The following is a 14,757-nucleotide window of genomic DNA, read 5'->3' as shown; positions in this document are numbered from 1 at the left end:
CCGGAACACCCCCGCTCACGTCCGCCTGTTCGACCTCGCGGCGCCCGACCTGAGGCAATCGGCTCCCGTCCCGCTCCCGAATTTCACCTTTCGGGGCTCGGCCGCGCGCCGATCTTTGCCCCTGTACGCCGCACCCAGTCGCCGGAGGATTCCCGTGAACTCACTCGACGCACCGGTCACCGCCGCCCGGGCGGACCGGACGACGTCGCTGGTGCTCGTGATCGAGGACGAGCCCGACCTCCTCGCGATGTTCCAGCGCGCGCTGGTGCGTTCCGGGTTCGACGTCGTCATCGCGACGAACGGCCGGGAAGGGCTGGCCGCCGCGGCCGAGCTGCGCCCTGACCTGGTCGTGCTCGACATCGTGATGCCGGGCGAATCCGGGTTCCGGGTCTGCCAGCAGCTGCGCCGCGGTGAAGCCACCAGCTCGACCCCGGTCCTGCTGCTGAGCGCGGCGCCCACCGAGACGAACGTCGCCCAGGGGCGGCAGGCGGGCGCGACCGGGTTCCTGGCGAAGCCGTTGAGCCCGGCGATGCTGGCCGAGCACGTACGCGGGATGCTCGACAACACGGTGCACCCGTTCTCGCTGCCGTCGGGCATCGGCTAGGGAAGCGCGCGTCACCCCGCCCCGCCGGCGGAGCGGTAGCCGGCGGCCTGGAGGGTGAACAGGTCGGCGTAGCGACCGCCGGCACGCACCAGGTCGTCGTGGGTGCCGGTCTCCACCAGCCGGCCCTCGTGCAGCACGTAGATGCGGTCGGCGTGGCGGACGTTCGCGAGCCGATGGGTGATCAGGATCGTCGTCGTCACGCCCTGGCGGTCGCGGATGGCCTGGAACAGCGCGTCCTCGGCCCGTGGGTCGAGCGCCGACGAGGGCTCGTCCATGATCAGCAGGTCGGCCGACGAGTAGAAGCCGCGCGCCGCGGTGATCCGCTGCCACTGGCCGCCGGACAGGTCCTGGCCGTCGGCGAACGTCCGGTCGAGCAGCGTGCGGTAGCCGAACGGCAGCGCCGCGATCATGTCGTGCGCCGCCGCCCGCCGCGCGGCCTCCTCGAGCCGCTCCTGCTCGGGGTCGCGCTCGACCTGGCCGAGATGGATGTTCGCCGCCGCCGTGAACGGCCACTTGTAGAAACTCTGGGTGACGACGGCGATCCGCGGGTTGTGGCCCGGCCAGGGCTCGCCGTTCCACCGGACCGCCCCGGAACTCGGCCTCCGCAGCCCGGCGATCAGCGCCGCCAACGTCGACTTGCCGGAGCCGTTCTCGCCGACGAACGCGACGGTCTGACCGGCCTCGATGGTCAGGTCGACGGCGTCGAGGGCCGGCTGTTCGCGGCCCGGATACCGTAGGCTCACGGCGTCGACCCGGAGGACGGAGAGCGGACCGGGAGCCGGCGCCGACGCGTCGTCCGGCAGGTGTTCCTCGGCCCGGTCGAGGAACACGACGTAGTCGCGGAAGTGCTGGCCCTCGGCGTAGACGCGGTCGATCTGGTAGATGCTCGAGGTCAGCGTGCGCTGCGCCGCCTGCAACGCGACGACGCAGGTCGCGGCGGCCGAGAGCGGGATCTGCCCGTCGAGCAGCAGCAGGCCGAGCAGGACGTAGACGGCCGCGGTGGCCAGCCCGCCGACGAACGAGCCGATCGTCATCGTCGTGCTGATCCGCCGGGACAGGTCGATCTGGATCTTCGTCTCGGCGCCCATCACCTGGTCGTGCTGCTCCAGCAGGAACCGGCGCAGCCGGTAGGCACGCAGTTCGGGCGCGGAGTCGCGCTCGGCCATCAGGTCGTGCAGCAGGCGCAGCCGCCGGTGGCGCACCGAACTCGCGACGTAGGTGAGGTAGCGGACCCGGCCGGCGTGCAGCGACGCCCAGAGCCGCGGCGCGGTGGCCACGATCAGCGCGAGCAGCAGCAGCGGGTGGATCACCACGACCGCGACGCCGACCGCGACGATGCCGATCGCGCTGGCGAGCAGGTCGAACGAGGCCTGCACGAGCAGGATCACCGCGTCGGAGTTGCGGGTGGCGCGCTCCATGTCGTCGGCGAACGCGTCCTCGTCGAAAGCCTCCAGGGGCACCGCGGTGGTGACCGCGAAGAGCCGCTGCTCGACCGCGTGGTTGACCCGGGGCGTGAGGCTGTTCTGGGCGTAACCGGTGGCGACGGTGAGCAGCGAGCGGATCGCGGTGGCGACGGCCAGCGCGGTGAGCGCCGGGAACGCGGCGCGGAGCCGGTCGGGCGTGGGGCCGGCGGCGAACAGCTCGATCAGCACCTGCTGGGTGGCGAGCAGCCCGAAGGTCGCCATCGCGCCGCTGAGCAACGCGGACACCGCGATGACCGACGTGCGGACGCGGTCGGCGCGCCAGCTCACCCGCAACGCCTGCCCGACCAGGCCGGGCAGGCCGGCGATGAGCGTGAACGCGCCGATCTCGGCGCGGGCGCGGTTGCCGCTCTCCCACCACATCGTGCGCAGTTCCGGCAGTACGGGCTCGCTCACGATTCCACGGTGCCGCACGCCCGCGCGAACCGGCGGATTCACTCACTTTAAGCTGGCCGGGTGGCGGAGCGGACGGTCGACACCGTGCTCGTGCGCTGGTACGAGCGGCCGGCGCAGTCGGGCACCATCGCCGAGCGGTGGCTGCGGGCGGCGGCCGAGCACCTGCCGGAGGCGATGCCCCGCCGCTACGGCGACGTCGAGCCGCTGCGCGGACGCGGTACCGACGGCTTCGTCGAGGCGTTCGGACGTGCCCCCGACCTGTTCTTCCTGGTCGGTTCTCCCCCCGTGCACCACGCCTCGCTCACCGCCCGCGGCGGGCCGACGTCCGTGCACACGCTCCAAGCCGAACTCCCGGCCGACGACGAACGCGTGAACGCGTTCGCGCTCGCGCTCGTACACCCCGGTATGACGTATGTGTCGGCGTCGATCGAGCGAGGGCTGACCCTGGACCGGGGCACGCTCTGGGGGCCCGCGCCCTCGCCCGGCGAGCCCTACCTCGCTCCGCGCGGCGAGTGGCTGGGCCTGCCGCCCGAGCCGCCGGTCTGGTGCTGGTTCGGGCCCGACTACCGGCGGGAGGTCGCGCGCGACGTCGACGGCGTGGACGTCGCCGGGGGCCTGCTCCGGACCGGCGGGCCGTGGGTGCATCCCTCGCTGTGTGCCCGTCCGGCGGAGATCGACCCGTCCCGGCGGCGGGCCCCACGCATGCCGGCCGGCCCGCGCCCTTCGCTGTGGCAGAGACTACGGAAGCGTTGACGTCATGATGATCGACCGGCCCCGGATCGCGGCCGCCTTACCGCAGTACGAGATCGGTGAACCGCTCGGACGCGGCGCGCACGGCCTGGTGTTCGCCGTCCGGCACCGCCGGCTCTCCTCGATGCGCGCGGTCAAGGCGATGCTCGTCGTCGACCAGGACGTCGCGGTGGCCTCCCAGCGGTTCCTCACCGAGGCCAGGGTGATGACCGCGCTGGACCACCCCCACCTCGTGCGGGTGCACGAGTACGCCGAGGCCGGGCCGTTGCTGCTGCTGGTGATGGAGTACATGGCCGGTGGCACGCTCGGTGACCGGATGGGCGGGCCGGTGCCGCCGGAGAAGGCGACGGCGTGGACGGTCGCGGTCGCCGACGGGCTGGAGACCGCACACCGGCGCGGGGTCGTGCACCGGGACATCAAGCCGGCGAACCTGCTGTTCACCACCGACGGTCTGATCAAGGTCGGCGACTTCGGGATCGCGAAGCTGTTCGCCGGGTCGGACGCGACGGCGAGCGGGATGATGGTCGGCACGCCGCGTTACGTCGCACCGGAGCAGATCAGCGGGCAGCGGGTGGGGCCGGCGTCCGACGTCTACGCGCTCGGCGCCACGCTGTACGAGCTGCTGGCCGGGCGGTCGGTGTTCCCGCGCGAGCTGACCGTGCCCGGGCTGCTGCACCACCACCTGTCGGTGCCGCCGCGTCCGCTGGAGGACGTGCCGCCCACGCTGGCCGGGGTCGTGTTGCGTGCGCTGGCGAAGGATCCGGCGGAGCGTCCCGCGTCGGCGCGGGAGTTCGCCCGTGAGCTGCTCCGGGCCGCGGACCGGGATCTCGGGCCGGAGTGGATGAGCCGGTCGGGTGTTCCGATGCGGATCGACGCGGGCGTGATCCGGTCGGCTCCGGACGACGCGGCGACGGTGCCGCTCGGCCCCACCGGGGGCGGGACGGTGCCGCTCGGCCCCACCGGGGGCGGGACGGTGCCGCTCGGCCCCACCGGGGGCGGGGCGGTGCCGCTCGCCTCCACCGGGTCCCGCCGCCCGCCGGGCACCGCCGGCTCGAACGGCAGCGCCGCGTGGCCGGGCGACGGGTCCGCGTGGCCGAGCGCCGGTGTCGCCGACGCGGGTCGCCCCGGCGATGGTGGCCCCGGCGACGGTGGTGCGGAGCGGCGGGACCGGCGACGAGGTCGGCGCGGTGCGGTCGTGCTCGCGGCCGGCGTCGCCATGGCCGTTCTGGTGGTGGCGGGTGTGGCCGGCGCGGCGCTCCGGCGCGGCGGCGACGGGCCGGAGACCGCGGCCGTGTCCTCGACCGCGTCACCGGCCGCGTCACCCGCCGCGGTCTCGACCGCCTCACCGGCCGTTCCGGTGACCGTGCCGACCCGCACGACGGTCGTCACCAGCTTCGAGTCCGGCACGCGCAGCGTCGACACGCTCGCGTTCAGCGCCGACACGACGAAGCTGATCGAGACCGACCAGTACGGCGTGACGAAGGTCTGGACACGCGGGCGGACCGAGCCCGTCCGGCTGGCCGCCGACCGGCTGACGATCCGCTCGGCGATCTTCAGCGCCGACGGAACCGCGGTGATCACCGGCCAGAAAGGCGCGCTCCGCCGGTACGACGCCGCCACCGGCCGGATGAGCAGCACCACCCCGCTGCGTGGCGTGGACGACGTGACCTCGCTCGCGCCGTACTCCGCGGGACGCGACGTCGTGCTGGGCGACTGGCTGGGCCAGGTCTGGGACCGCCCGTCGGACGGCTCGGTGACCCCGGTGGGCACGCAGGGCGACGGGATCCTCGCGATCGCGGTCGATCCGCGCGGGGAACGGATCGCCTCCGGCAACAGCGACGAGATCCGGCTCTGGGACCGCCGCGCCCACGCGCTGATCGCCGCGATCCCGAGCCGGTTCGCCGCCGACGTGAAGTTCAGCCCGGACGGCACCGTGCTCGCGTCCACCGACCAGAGCGGGGACGTGTCGCTGTGGGACGCCGCCACCGGCTCCCAGCGGGGCGCCACGATCCCGGCGATCAACGGTGGCCCGGACGGCGAGCGGACCTTCTTCGGCTTCACCGCCGGCGGCACCGCGCTGGTGACCAGCAACGGCGGCACGCTGCGCTGGTGGAGCACCGCCACCGGCGAGCAGCTCGGCGACCCGGTGACGCTCGCCGACGCCGACGGCGCGGCCGGCTTCAGCCCGGACGGAACCCAGGTGGCGGTCAACACCCCCGGCGGCCGGATCACCATCTGGAAACTGAGCTGAGCGCTACGGCCGCTGCCGGGTGGGGCGCACGATCACCTCGTTGACGTCGACGTCGTCCGGCTGGTCGATCGCGAACGCGACGGTGGCCGCGATCGCCTCCGGCGGGATCGACGCCGCCCGGTATGTGCGCATCGCGGCCTGGGCGTGCGGGTCGGTGATGTGCTCGGCGAGTTCGGACTCCACCACCCCGGGCGAGATCGTCGAGACCCGGATGCCGGGGTCGGCCTCCTGGCGCAGGCCCTCGGTGATCGCCCAGACGGCGTGCTTGGTGGCCGAGTAGACCGCGGAGGTCGGCACGACCTCGTGCGCGCCGACCGACGCGATGCTGACGAGGTGCCCCGCGCCCTGGTCGCGGAAGGCCGGGAGGGCGGCGGCGATGCCGTTGAGCAGGCCACGGACGTTGACGTCGAGCATCCGGTCCCATTCGTCGACGAGCCCGGCGTCGAGGCGCGAGAGCAGCATGACCCCGGCGTTGGCCACCAGGACGTCGAGCCGGCCGTGGTCGGTCCGTATCCGATCGACGAGTGCGGTGACCGCGGCGCGGTCGGCGACGTCGAGCTCGGCGACCTCCACCGAGCCGGTGCCTTCCCGCGCTCCGGCGGCTCCGGCGGCTCCGGCGGCCTCGGCGGCTTCGGCGGCCAGCGCGTCGAGGCGGGTCCGGCGGCGGGCGGCGGCGACGACGTGGTGACCGTCGGCGGCGAGGCGGCGCACGACCGCGGCGCCGATCCCGCTGCTGGCGCCGGTGACGAGAACGACCTTCGAAGTAGTCATGCCTCCACCCTCGGTCGGCCGCCGGGCACCGGGGAGAGACACACCGCTCCCTGGGAGCAGCGCACCCAGGCACGGACCGGGCCGGCGCGCCTACGCTCGGGCCATGACCGCTACGCCGCTCGGGAACTTCCTCCGCAGCCGGCGCGCCGCCGTGCGCCCGGCCGAGCTCGGCCTGCCCGACGCCGGCCCGCGCCGCGTGCCCGGGTTGCGCCGCGAGGAGGTCGCGCAGCTCACCGGCATGAGCGTCGACTACTACGTCCGTCTGGAGCAGGGCCGTGAACGCACGCCGTCGGCGTCGCTGCTGGACGCGCTGAGCGCCGCGCTCCGCCTCGACGACGACGCCCGCTCGCACCTGTTCCGCCTGGCCGGCCTCGCCCCGCGCGACCGCGGCCCGCACGGCGCCGAGCGGGTGGACGAGGGGCTGGTGCAGCTGATGAGCGCGTGGCCGAACAACCCCGCGCTCGTGTACGGGCGGGCGTACGACGTGCTGGCCGCGAACCCGATCGCCGAGGCGCTGTTCGGCGGGTTCTCGTTCACGCGCAACCTGATCCTGCTGGTGTTCACCGACCCGCACGCCCGCGAGTTCTACGCCGACTGGCCGGCGGTCGCGGCGAACACCGTCGCCGGGTTCCGGATGCGGTTCGGCCGCTCCCCCGACGATCCGCGGATCACCGCCGTGCTGCGTGAGCTGCTCGCGGCGAGCGCGGAGTTCCGCGACCTCTGGGCGCGCCACGACGCCCGGGGCAAGGCGCCCGAGGTGAAGACGTTCCACCACCCCGAGGTCGGGGAGCTGACCCTGCGTACGCAGATCTTCGACGTCCGGGGCACCGCCGGCCAGGAGCTCGTGGTCTACCAGGCCGCCCCCGGCTCCCCCGACGCGGACGCGGTGGCGCTCCTCGGCTCCCTGGCCGCGACCCGCTAGCGCCGGTCCCCACGGCGGTGGCCCGCCCGGTAGCGGTCCCGTCGTCGAACCTTCGCGAACGGTGGGCGCGAGCGCGGCCGGTGCTACACAGTGGAGGGTGGCCCGAGGTGCTGCACGGGGAGGCTGACGATGATGCTCACGAAGCGGGTCCGTCCGACGGCGCCGTACCGACGTCCGCGGAGGGCGGTGGCGCTGCTCGCGGTCGTCGTCGCGGTGGCCGGGGCCGTGCTGTTCGCCGCGACGCCGGCTACCGCGGCCGCGACCGAGTACGGGACCTGGCGGGTGTACGGCAACACCAATCCGATCACGTCCAGCACGTCGACGTGGGCATGCGGCGCCACCCGCACGGTGGAGAGCGGGGTCGGCGCCCAGGTGTGCGCGATCAGGTCACCCGGCGGGGGCGCCGTCCAGGCGGCGGTGATCGTGCGGAACGACCGGTCGAGCTACTACCTGGTCGAAGTGGCGACCGAGCTGCAGGTTCCGTTCATCCGGTCGCTCGGACGGTGGGAGTGTCTGACGGCAGCGATGGCGGCGAACTCCTGGATCGTGTGTTTCGGGCGCACCCTGACCCAGTCGCTGACCGTGCAGGCGACCGGGGGCGCCAACGGCGTCTGGCTCGGTTGGTCCAGCCTGGCGTAACCGCACCCGACTGCCCGCTCGTGCGGACGCGGACCCGCAGGATCCGCGAGCCGGCCACGCTCGGACCGGCCCGGGTCAACCGGTGCACGATCGGGACCGACGTCCCCGTGCCGGGCCCGGTGCACGAGGACTTCGACGCGCTGCGCCGGCTCGTCGGGCCGGAGCTGTCCGATCCGCAGCTCGCGCGCATCCTCATGGCCTGGACCCAGCTGGTCGGCAGCGTCACCTTCGAGCTCTTCAGTCACCTGAACAACATCGTCCGTAACCACGAGGAGTACTTCGTGTTTCAGCCGACGACCATCGGGCGCGAACTGGGTCTGCGCTGAGCCCTTGCGGCACCGCACTTGCTCGATAAAGCTGGCGTCATGAGTCGAATCACGGTTGGCACACAGAACTCGACGGAAATCCAGCTCCACTACACCGACCAGGGCTCCGGACAGCCTGTCCTGCTCATCCACGGCTACCCGCTCGACGGCAACAGCTGGGAGAAGCAAACGAAGGTTCTGCTCGAGGCCGGCTACCGCGTCCTCACGTACGACCGCCGCGGTTTCGGCGGCTCGACGCACGCCGCCGGCGGCTACGACTACGACACGTTCGCGGCTGACCTCGACACCGTGCTCACGCACCTCGACCTGCGCGACGTCATCCTCGTCGGCTTCTCGATGGGCACCGGCGAGCTGGCCCGCTACGTCAAGAACCACGGCGCCGACCGGGTCGCGAAGCTCGCGTTCCTCGCGTCGCTGGAGCCGTTCCTGCTGCAGACCGACGACAACGCCGAGGGCGTTCCCGGCGACGTCTTCGAGGGCATCAAGGCCGCGGCGACCAACGACCGCTTCGCCTGGTTCACCCAGTTCTACACCGACTTCTACAACCTGGACGAGACGCTCGGGAAGCGCATCTCCGAGGAGGCCGTCCGGGCGAGCTGGAACACCGCGACGCAGAGCGCGCCGGTGGCCGCCTACGCGGTGGTGCCGTCGTGGCTGGAGGACTTCCGCGCCGACGTCGAGGCCGTGAAGAACGCCGCCAAGCCGACGCTGATCCTGCACGGCACCGGTGACCGCATCCTCCCGATCGACGCCACCGCGCGCCGGTTCGCGAAGCTGGTGCCGGACGCCCGGTACGTCGAGATCGACGGCGCGCCCCACGGGCTGCTGTGGACGCACGCCGACGAGGTCAACACCGCGCTACTGGAGTTCGTGAAGGCCTGATCGCGCGGCCGCGCCCGGCACGACGAGTCCCGTCTCGTACGCGACGACGACGGCCTGGGCGCGGCTGTTCAGGCCCAGCTTCCCCATCACGTGTTTGACGTGCGTCTTCACGGTGGCCTCGCTGAGCACCAGCCGCCCGGCGATCTGGGTGTTGGACAGCCCCATCCCGACCAGCCGCAGCACCTCGAGCTCACGCGCGGTGAGCGACTCCAGCTGCGGCTGTTCGACCACCGACACCCGGTGGTGCCGTGACGAGTTCTCGATCAGCCGCTGCGTGATGTGCGGCGTGAGCAGCAGATCGCCGGCCATGATCGTGTGCACGGCCGCGAGGATGCGCTCGGGTGGCGTGTCCTTGAGCAGGAACCCGGCCGCGCCCTCGCCGAGCGCGGCGTACACGTACTCGTCCACGTCGAACGTGGTGAGCACGACGACGCGCGGCGGCGGCTGGACGGCCCCGGAGAGGATCTGCCGGGTGGCGCCGATGCCGTCGAGCACCGGCATCCGGATGTCCATCAGCACCAGATCGGGACGCGTCTCGACGGCCAGTTCGACCGCCTGCGCGCCGTCGGCGGCCTCGCCCACCACGTCGATGCCGGGTGCCGCGTTGAACAGCGCCACCAGGCCGCCGCGGATGAGTGCCTGATCGTCGGCGATCAGGATGCGGATCGTCATAGCGGTAAGCGTGCCGTCACGCCGAAGCCTCCCTCGTCGCGGGGCCCCGCGGTGAGCACACCACCGTAGAGCTCGGTGCGTTCACGCATGCCCCGGATGCCGTAGCCCGGTGGCCCGTCCCCGGCCGGCCGGGCCCCGTCGTCGAGCACCCGCAGGGTGAGGGTGTGCTCGCCGTAGTCCACCACGATGCGGACGGCGGCCGGGCCGGCGTGTTTGATGACGTTGGTCAGCGACTCCTGCACCACCCGGTACGCGCACAGATCGGGCCCCGGCGGGAGCGGGCGGACCTCGCCGCTGACCGCCACCTCGACCGGGACACCGGCGGCCCGGGTGCGTTCGACCAGCCCCTCCAGCGACGCCAGCCCCGGCTGCGGTTCGTAGTCCGCGCCCGGCGCGTCGGCGGGCCGCAGCACCTCGAGCAGCCGGCGCAGCTCGCTGAGCGCCTCGTGGCTGGCCTCCTCGACCGTGGCCAGCGCGGTGCGTGCCGCGGGCCGGTCGGTGTCGAGCAGGTAGCGCGACACCCCGGCCTGCAGCGAGATCACCGACATGTGGTGCGCGACGACGTCGTGCAGCTCACGGGCGATGCGGACCCGCTCGTCGGCGGCGGCCCGCTCGGCCCGCGCGGCCAGGCGCTCGGTGTACTCCGTCCGGCGCTTCACGCTCTCCCCCAGCACGCCGGCGACGACGATGCCCAGCAGCCCTTTCAGCAGCTCGGACCAGAGGACCGGGGTGGGGATGGAGTGCCCGGCCATCGCGATGACGGTGCCGACGACGACCGCGAACGTCGCGCCGAACGTCAGCAGGACGACGCGCCGGGAACACTGCGTGGCCACGGTGAACGTGGCGATCAGGACCGCGAACCCACCCTCGGGGTAGCTGTTGCCCACGAGCACCGCCAGCGCGAGCTGCGCGGCGAGCACGACACCCAGCGTGGCGACCGGTGCGACCTGCCGTAACACGATCGGCGCCGAGGTGAGGAGCACCAGCGCGATCGTGAGCACGTCGGCATCCGGCCGCTGGTACGCGGTGCTGCTGACCGTCACCGCCGTGAGGACGGCGGCCAGCACCGCGTCGACCACGATCGCCCTGCTGTTTCCCCGCACGGGTCAACCGTAGAGAGGGCCACCGACAATCCGCCTCGCCCGCGCGGAGGGTCCTGCCCTACCCCCAGTGGGGTAGCGCAGATGCCGTTCTGGGGCGATGACTCAGCGCTACGACGTCTCTAGCGTTTGTCGGCATGAAACGACTTTTTGTTCTGGCCGCCGCGTCGGCTGCGTTACTGGGTGCGACGGCCGGTGCGGCCACCGCGACCCCGAAGCCCGACGTGCGCACGACGCTCCAGCAGGACGCCAACGCGATCCTGAAGCAGGGCTCGCCGGGGGTGCTCGCCCAGCTGTCGACGACGCACGGCAGCACCACCGTGCGCGCCGGGTTCGGTAACACCGCGACGAAGGAGCCTGTGCCGTGGAACGCGAAGTTCCGGATCGGCAGCTTCACCAAGACGTTCGTCGCGACGACCGTGCTGCAGCTGGTCGGTGAGGGCAAGGTCAAGCTCGACGCCCCGATCGAGAAGTACCTGCCGGGGACGGTTCCGAACGGGAAGAACATCACCGTCCGGCAGCTCCTGCAGCACACCAGCGGCCTGGCCGACTACCTCGCGGCCCCGGAGTTCGCGTTCCTGGCCGACCGGGAGGCGTTCGAGAAGGGCCGGGTGCGTGACTTCACCGCCGAGCAGCTGGTCGCGCTGGGCACCAAGCAGAAGCCGCTGTTCGCGCCGGGCACGAACTGGCAGTACTCGAACACGAACTTCGTGCTCGCCGGCCTGCTGATCAAGAAGGTCACCGGCGACGACTGGCGCGTCCAGGTGAACGAGCGGATCGTCCGGCCGCTGGGGCTGAAAGACACCACGTCGCCCGGCACCGACCACACCGTGCCCGAGCCGCACGCGATCGGGTACGAGCGGTTCCCCGGCGCCGGTGCGACCCCGGAGGACCCGCGGTACGGCGAGGCGATCGACGCGACCGAGCTCAGCTCGACCTGGGGTGACGCCGCCGGCGAGATCATCAGCACGACCGCGGACGGCAACCGGTTCCTGCGGGCGCTGCTCTCCGGCAAGCTGCTGAAGCCGGCGCAGCTGGCCGAGATGAAGAAGACCGTGGAGGCGAAGCCGTTCGCGGCGATCTGGCCGGGCGCCCGGTACGGGCTCGGCCTGATGTCGGCCACCAGCCCGTGCGGCCTGATCTGGGGCCACGGTGGCGACATCCTCGGCTTCAAGACGCGTAACGGCGCCAACGAGCAGGGCACGCGGAGCGTCATCGTCTCGCTCAACACCGACTCGCTGAAGCCGCTGCCCGGCGCGCCGAAGCTGACGCAGGACGTCGCGGTGAAGCTGATCCAGGACGGGATCTGCGCGAAGTAGGACAGCGCGGCGCTCCGGAGGCCCTCCCGGCCCCCGGAGCGCCGCCGGGGCCTACGGCTGGGTGTCGCCGGCCCCGGTGTGCTGCTGGGCGGCGTCGACGCCCTTGTCGATCTGTGACGAGTGCTTGTTGCCGGTGCGCTCGTCGACCTGGTCGCCGGCCTTCTCGAGACCCTGGTCGACCTGCTTGTCATGCTTGTCGGCGAAGTCTTTCGCCTTGTCCATGAAACTCATGGACGCCGGGTGCCCGGCGCACCGTCCGTCAAACGCCGCATCCATTGTGTCTCCGGGGGTAGCACCGGTGGATGCCACTGCCGCCCCCACTGCCCGGGACCGCGCTCCGGATCCTCGCCACGACGGACCTGGGGGCGGCGTTCACGCCGGTGCGCACGAGCTTCGGCACCGCCGGAACCTGCGCCGGGGTCGCGTCGCTGCTGGCCGCCGAACGGGGCCCGGCGATCTGGCTGGACGCCGGTGACCTCGCGGTCGGCCCCACCGCGGCGCTGCTGGGCCGCCGGCCCTGGGCGGAGGTCGGCGCGCTGCCGATCGCGGCCGCCGCGGCCGGGAACCACGAGTTCGACGACGGGGTGCCGGCGCTGCGCTCGGCCGCCGCCCAGCTCGGGTTCCCGCTGCTCTGCGCGAACGTCGACGTCGGCCTGCCCGGCTCCGCGCTGCTCGACACCGCCGCCGGCGCGCTGGGCGTCATCGGGCTCACCCACCCGGCCACGCACCGTTTCGCGCCCGCACCGGCACCCACCGGGCCGGATCCGGTGACCGGGATCGCCGGGCAGCTGCGCGCGAACGGCGCCGACCGGGTCGTCGTCCTGCTCCACGACGGCGTCGACTGGTGGCCGGGCAGCCGGCGCACCACCCGCCTCGCCCGCACCACGGCCGCGTGGGCCGGCGACGTCGACCTGATCGTCGGTGGTCACACCCCGGCCGGCTGGATCGGCACGCTCTCCGGCACCCCCGCCGGACACGCCCCGATCTTCGCGTCCGCCGTGCTCGTCGTCGACCTGCCCGACGTCGGCCGGAAGCCGGTGGTCCGTGGTCTGTTCCGGGTACCGCCCGAGCCCGGTGGGTGGGAACCGTTCGCCGACGACGCGATCGGCGAGAGCAGGCACACCTGGCTGTCGCGCACCGGCGCGCGGCACTACCTGCCCGACCTGCTCGCCGCGGCGTTCCGCGACGCGACCGGCGCGGACGCCGGGCTGGTCCCGGCCAGCGCCCACACCACGCAGGGCGCGCTCGACGGTGCCGTCGCCGCGCTGCCGGCCGGCCCCGTCACCCGCCTCGACGTGTACCGGCTCTTCGGTGACCCCGACGACCGGCTCGCCGTGGTGCGGCTGCGGCCCGGCGAGCTCACCCGCCTGCGGCACGCGCTCGCGGAGATCGCCGATCCCCGGTCGGCGTGGGCCGACGACGTCTGGTGGAACTGGTGCCGCATGCCCAACGCGTTCACCACCTCGGACGACGCCGTGCGCACGCTCGCCGTGCTGCCGAACGTCGTGCCGCGCCTGGCCGAGGTGCTGGGCCGCGAGCTCGACGCGGACCGGCCCGGCCCCGGTGCCCGCGCGGCCCTGACCGCTGTGCTCAGCTGATCGTCCACCCGTCGGCGGGGGTGACCGGGCGCTCCGCCCCGCTCGTCGGGCGCGTCACCACGGAGTTCTGGTGCTGGGTCGAGAGCACGACGTGCGTGGTCAGCTCGCCGTGCCGGCCGAGCTGTTCGATGACGCCCTCGAGGTGCAGCAGCGTCGTCGCGCGCAGCTTCAGGATCGTGCAGTGCGCGCCGCTGAGCTTGTGCACCTCGACGATCTCCGGGTAGTCCTCGGCCCGGCTCGTGCGAAGCAGGCAGCTGCCCAGCGCGCAACGCAACTGGATGAACGCCGTGATGTCGTAGCCGGCTTTCGGCGGGTCGACGATCGCGCGGTAGCCGGTGATGACGCCGGTGTCCTGGAGCCGGCGCACCCGCTCGGCCACGGCGGGCGAGGACAGGTGGATGCGGCGTCCGAGTTCGTTGAACGAGAGGCGGCCGTCCTGCTGCAGTTCGTCGAGGATGCGCCAGTCGACGTCGTCCAGGGTGTATTCCGTCCGGAAAGTAGACACGGTTGCGAGCCTGGCGAACGGAAGGCGCACGCGCCAGACACCCCTTTGACGGCCATGGTCGGTGGTCGGCGTTGTTCCTACCGTTTCCGGCATGACTCGACTGTGGATCGCGGCGGCGCTCGGTGGTCTGGCCCAGACCGTGGTGGGGGTCGCGGCGACGCTGCTCGCCGACGCGCTCGCCGGGGGTGTCGCGGCCGGGCTGCCGCAGACCGCCCAGGTACTCGGCGCGGCCGGGGCGGCGCCGCTGATCGCGCGGTGGTCGGTGGCGAGAGGGCGCGGTGCGGGGTTGGCGTGGGGTGCGCTCGTGGGTGCGCTGGGGTGTGTGGCGCTGGTCGGGGCGGCGGCGTTCACCGGGGATGTGCGGGGCGGTGTCGCGCTCGTGGTGGTGGGGAGCTTCGGGTCGGGGTTCGGGGCGGCGGCGGTGGCGCTGAGCCGATACGCGGCGGTCGGCTCCGGGGCGGCGGCGCGGGCGGTCGCGGGGGTGATGGCGGCGGTCGCGGTGGGGGCGGTCGTCGGCCCGAACCTGTTGGCGCCGGCGGCC

At 73.2% G+C, this 14,757-nt stretch carries 15 protein-coding genes and 1 pseudogene; 10 read left to right on the top strand and 6 right to left on the bottom strand.

Annotated elements, in window-relative coordinates; translation table 11 throughout:
* Positions 1–154 precede the first annotated feature (154 nt).
* Positions 155–604 (top strand): response regulator transcription factor, encoded by a 450-nt coding sequence (locus ABD437_RS17480; RefSeq protein ID WP_344649901.1) that lies wholly within the window; start codon positions 155–157, stop codon positions 602–604.
* An 11-nt stretch (positions 605–615) separates the two neighbouring features.
* Here the strand turns inward: ABD437_RS17480 and ABD437_RS17475 are convergent, their stop codons facing one another.
* Positions 616–2,448, bottom strand: coding sequence for an ABC transporter ATP-binding protein (locus ABD437_RS17475; protein WP_344650166.1), 1,833 nt, complete (start codon positions 2,446–2,448; stop codon positions 616–618).
* Positions 2,449–2,541: 93 nt separating this feature from the next.
* Here ABD437_RS17475 and ABD437_RS17470 point away from each other — a divergent pair, with 93 nt between their 5' ends.
* Positions 2,542–3,234: a hypothetical protein gene (locus ABD437_RS17470; RefSeq protein ID WP_344649900.1), complete on the top strand. Its 693-nt coding sequence runs from the start codon at positions 2,542–2,544 to the stop codon at positions 3,232–3,234.
* A 4-nt stretch (positions 3,235–3,238) separates the two neighbouring features.
* Positions 3,239–5,482 (top strand): WD40 repeat domain-containing serine/threonine protein kinase, encoded by a 2,244-nt coding sequence (locus tag ABD437_RS17465; RefSeq protein WP_344649899.1) that lies wholly within the window; start codon positions 3,239–3,241, stop codon positions 5,480–5,482.
* 3 nt (positions 5,483–5,485) lie between these two features.
* On the opposite strand, the gene ABD437_RS17460 is transcribed toward ABD437_RS17465, so the two are convergent.
* Positions 5,486–6,253 carry an SDR family oxidoreductase gene (locus tag ABD437_RS17460; protein ID WP_344649898.1) on the bottom strand — a complete coding sequence of 256 codons (768 nt, stop codon included), beginning with the start codon at positions 6,251–6,253 and terminating at the stop codon, positions 5,486–5,488.
* A gap of 103 nt (positions 6,254–6,356) precedes the next feature.
* Between ABD437_RS17460 and ABD437_RS17455 the strand changes: the two genes are divergently transcribed.
* From ABD437_RS17455 to ABD437_RS17440, 4 genes are all read left to right on the top strand, one after another.
* Positions 6,357–7,175 carry a helix-turn-helix domain-containing protein gene (locus ABD437_RS17455; RefSeq protein WP_344649897.1) on the top strand — a complete coding sequence of 273 codons (819 nt, stop codon included), beginning with the start codon at positions 6,357–6,359 and terminating at the stop codon, positions 7,173–7,175.
* 129 nt (positions 7,176–7,304) lie between these two features.
* Positions 7,305–7,814 carry a hypothetical protein gene (locus tag ABD437_RS17450; RefSeq protein ID WP_344649896.1) on the top strand — a complete coding sequence of 170 codons (510 nt, stop codon included), beginning with the start codon at positions 7,305–7,307 and terminating at the stop codon, positions 7,812–7,814.
* A gap of 20 nt (positions 7,815–7,834) precedes the next feature.
* Entirely contained in the window at positions 7,835–8,140 is a 306-nt protein-coding gene (locus ABD437_RS17445; RefSeq protein WP_344649895.1) for a hypothetical protein, read from the top strand.
* A gap of 39 nt (positions 8,141–8,179) precedes the next feature.
* Positions 8,180–9,022 (top strand): alpha/beta fold hydrolase, encoded by an 843-nt coding sequence (locus ABD437_RS17440; RefSeq protein WP_344649894.1) that lies wholly within the window; start codon positions 8,180–8,182, stop codon positions 9,020–9,022.
* Here the strand turns inward: ABD437_RS17440 and ABD437_RS17435 are convergent.
* Entirely contained in the window at positions 8,999–9,694 is a 696-nt protein-coding gene (locus ABD437_RS17435; RefSeq protein ID WP_344649893.1) for a response regulator, read from the bottom strand. The two genes, ABD437_RS17440 and ABD437_RS17435, sit on opposite strands and share 24 nt — an antisense overlap.
* A complete protein-coding gene (locus ABD437_RS17430; RefSeq protein ID WP_344649892.1) occupies positions 9,691–10,797 on the bottom strand; it encodes a sensor histidine kinase in 1,107 nt (368 codons plus the stop codon). Before ABD437_RS17430 ends, ABD437_RS17435 begins: the two co-directional genes overlap by 4 nt.
* A 134-nt stretch (positions 10,798–10,931) precedes the next feature.
* On the opposite strand from ABD437_RS17430, the gene ABD437_RS17425 reads away from it, so the two are divergent.
* Complete coding sequence (locus tag ABD437_RS17425) at positions 10,932–12,113, top strand: serine hydrolase domain-containing protein (protein WP_344649891.1); 1,182 nt, start codon at positions 10,932–10,934, stop codon at positions 12,111–12,113.
* A gap of 51 nt (positions 12,114–12,164) precedes the next feature.
* Here the strand turns inward: ABD437_RS17425 and ABD437_RS17420 are convergent, their stop codons facing one another.
* Positions 12,165–12,344: an antitoxin gene (locus tag ABD437_RS17420; protein WP_344649890.1), complete on the bottom strand. Its 180-nt coding sequence runs from the start codon at positions 12,342–12,344 to the stop codon at positions 12,165–12,167.
* Between the two features lie 71 nt (positions 12,345–12,415).
* Here ABD437_RS17420 and ABD437_RS17415 point away from each other — a divergent pair, with 71 nt between their 5' ends.
* Positions 12,416–13,711 (top strand): metallophosphoesterase, encoded by a 1,296-nt coding sequence (locus tag ABD437_RS17415; RefSeq protein WP_344649889.1) that lies wholly within the window; start codon positions 12,416–12,418, stop codon positions 13,709–13,711.
* Here ABD437_RS17415 and ABD437_RS17410 read toward each other — a convergent pair.
* Positions 13,704–14,216: an Lrp/AsnC family transcriptional regulator gene (locus ABD437_RS17410; protein ID WP_344649888.1), complete on the bottom strand. Its 513-nt coding sequence runs from the start codon at positions 14,214–14,216 to the stop codon at positions 13,704–13,706. The genes ABD437_RS17415 and ABD437_RS17410 overlap by 8 nt on opposite strands.
* 91 nt (positions 14,217–14,307) lie before the next feature.
* Here ABD437_RS17410 and ABD437_RS17405 point away from each other — a divergent pair.
* A pseudogene (locus tag ABD437_RS17405) lies at positions 14,308–14,757 on the top strand (MFS transporter); the annotation flags it as partial.

The sequence above is a fragment of the Cryptosporangium japonicum genome (assembly GCF_039524755.1).
GTDB classification, from domain to species: domain Bacteria; phylum Actinomycetota; class Actinomycetes; order Mycobacteriales; family Cryptosporangiaceae; genus Cryptosporangium; species Cryptosporangium japonicum.
The sequence above is the reverse complement of the archived record's forward strand: the minus strand, read 5'-3'. Positions and strand labels throughout refer to the sequence as shown.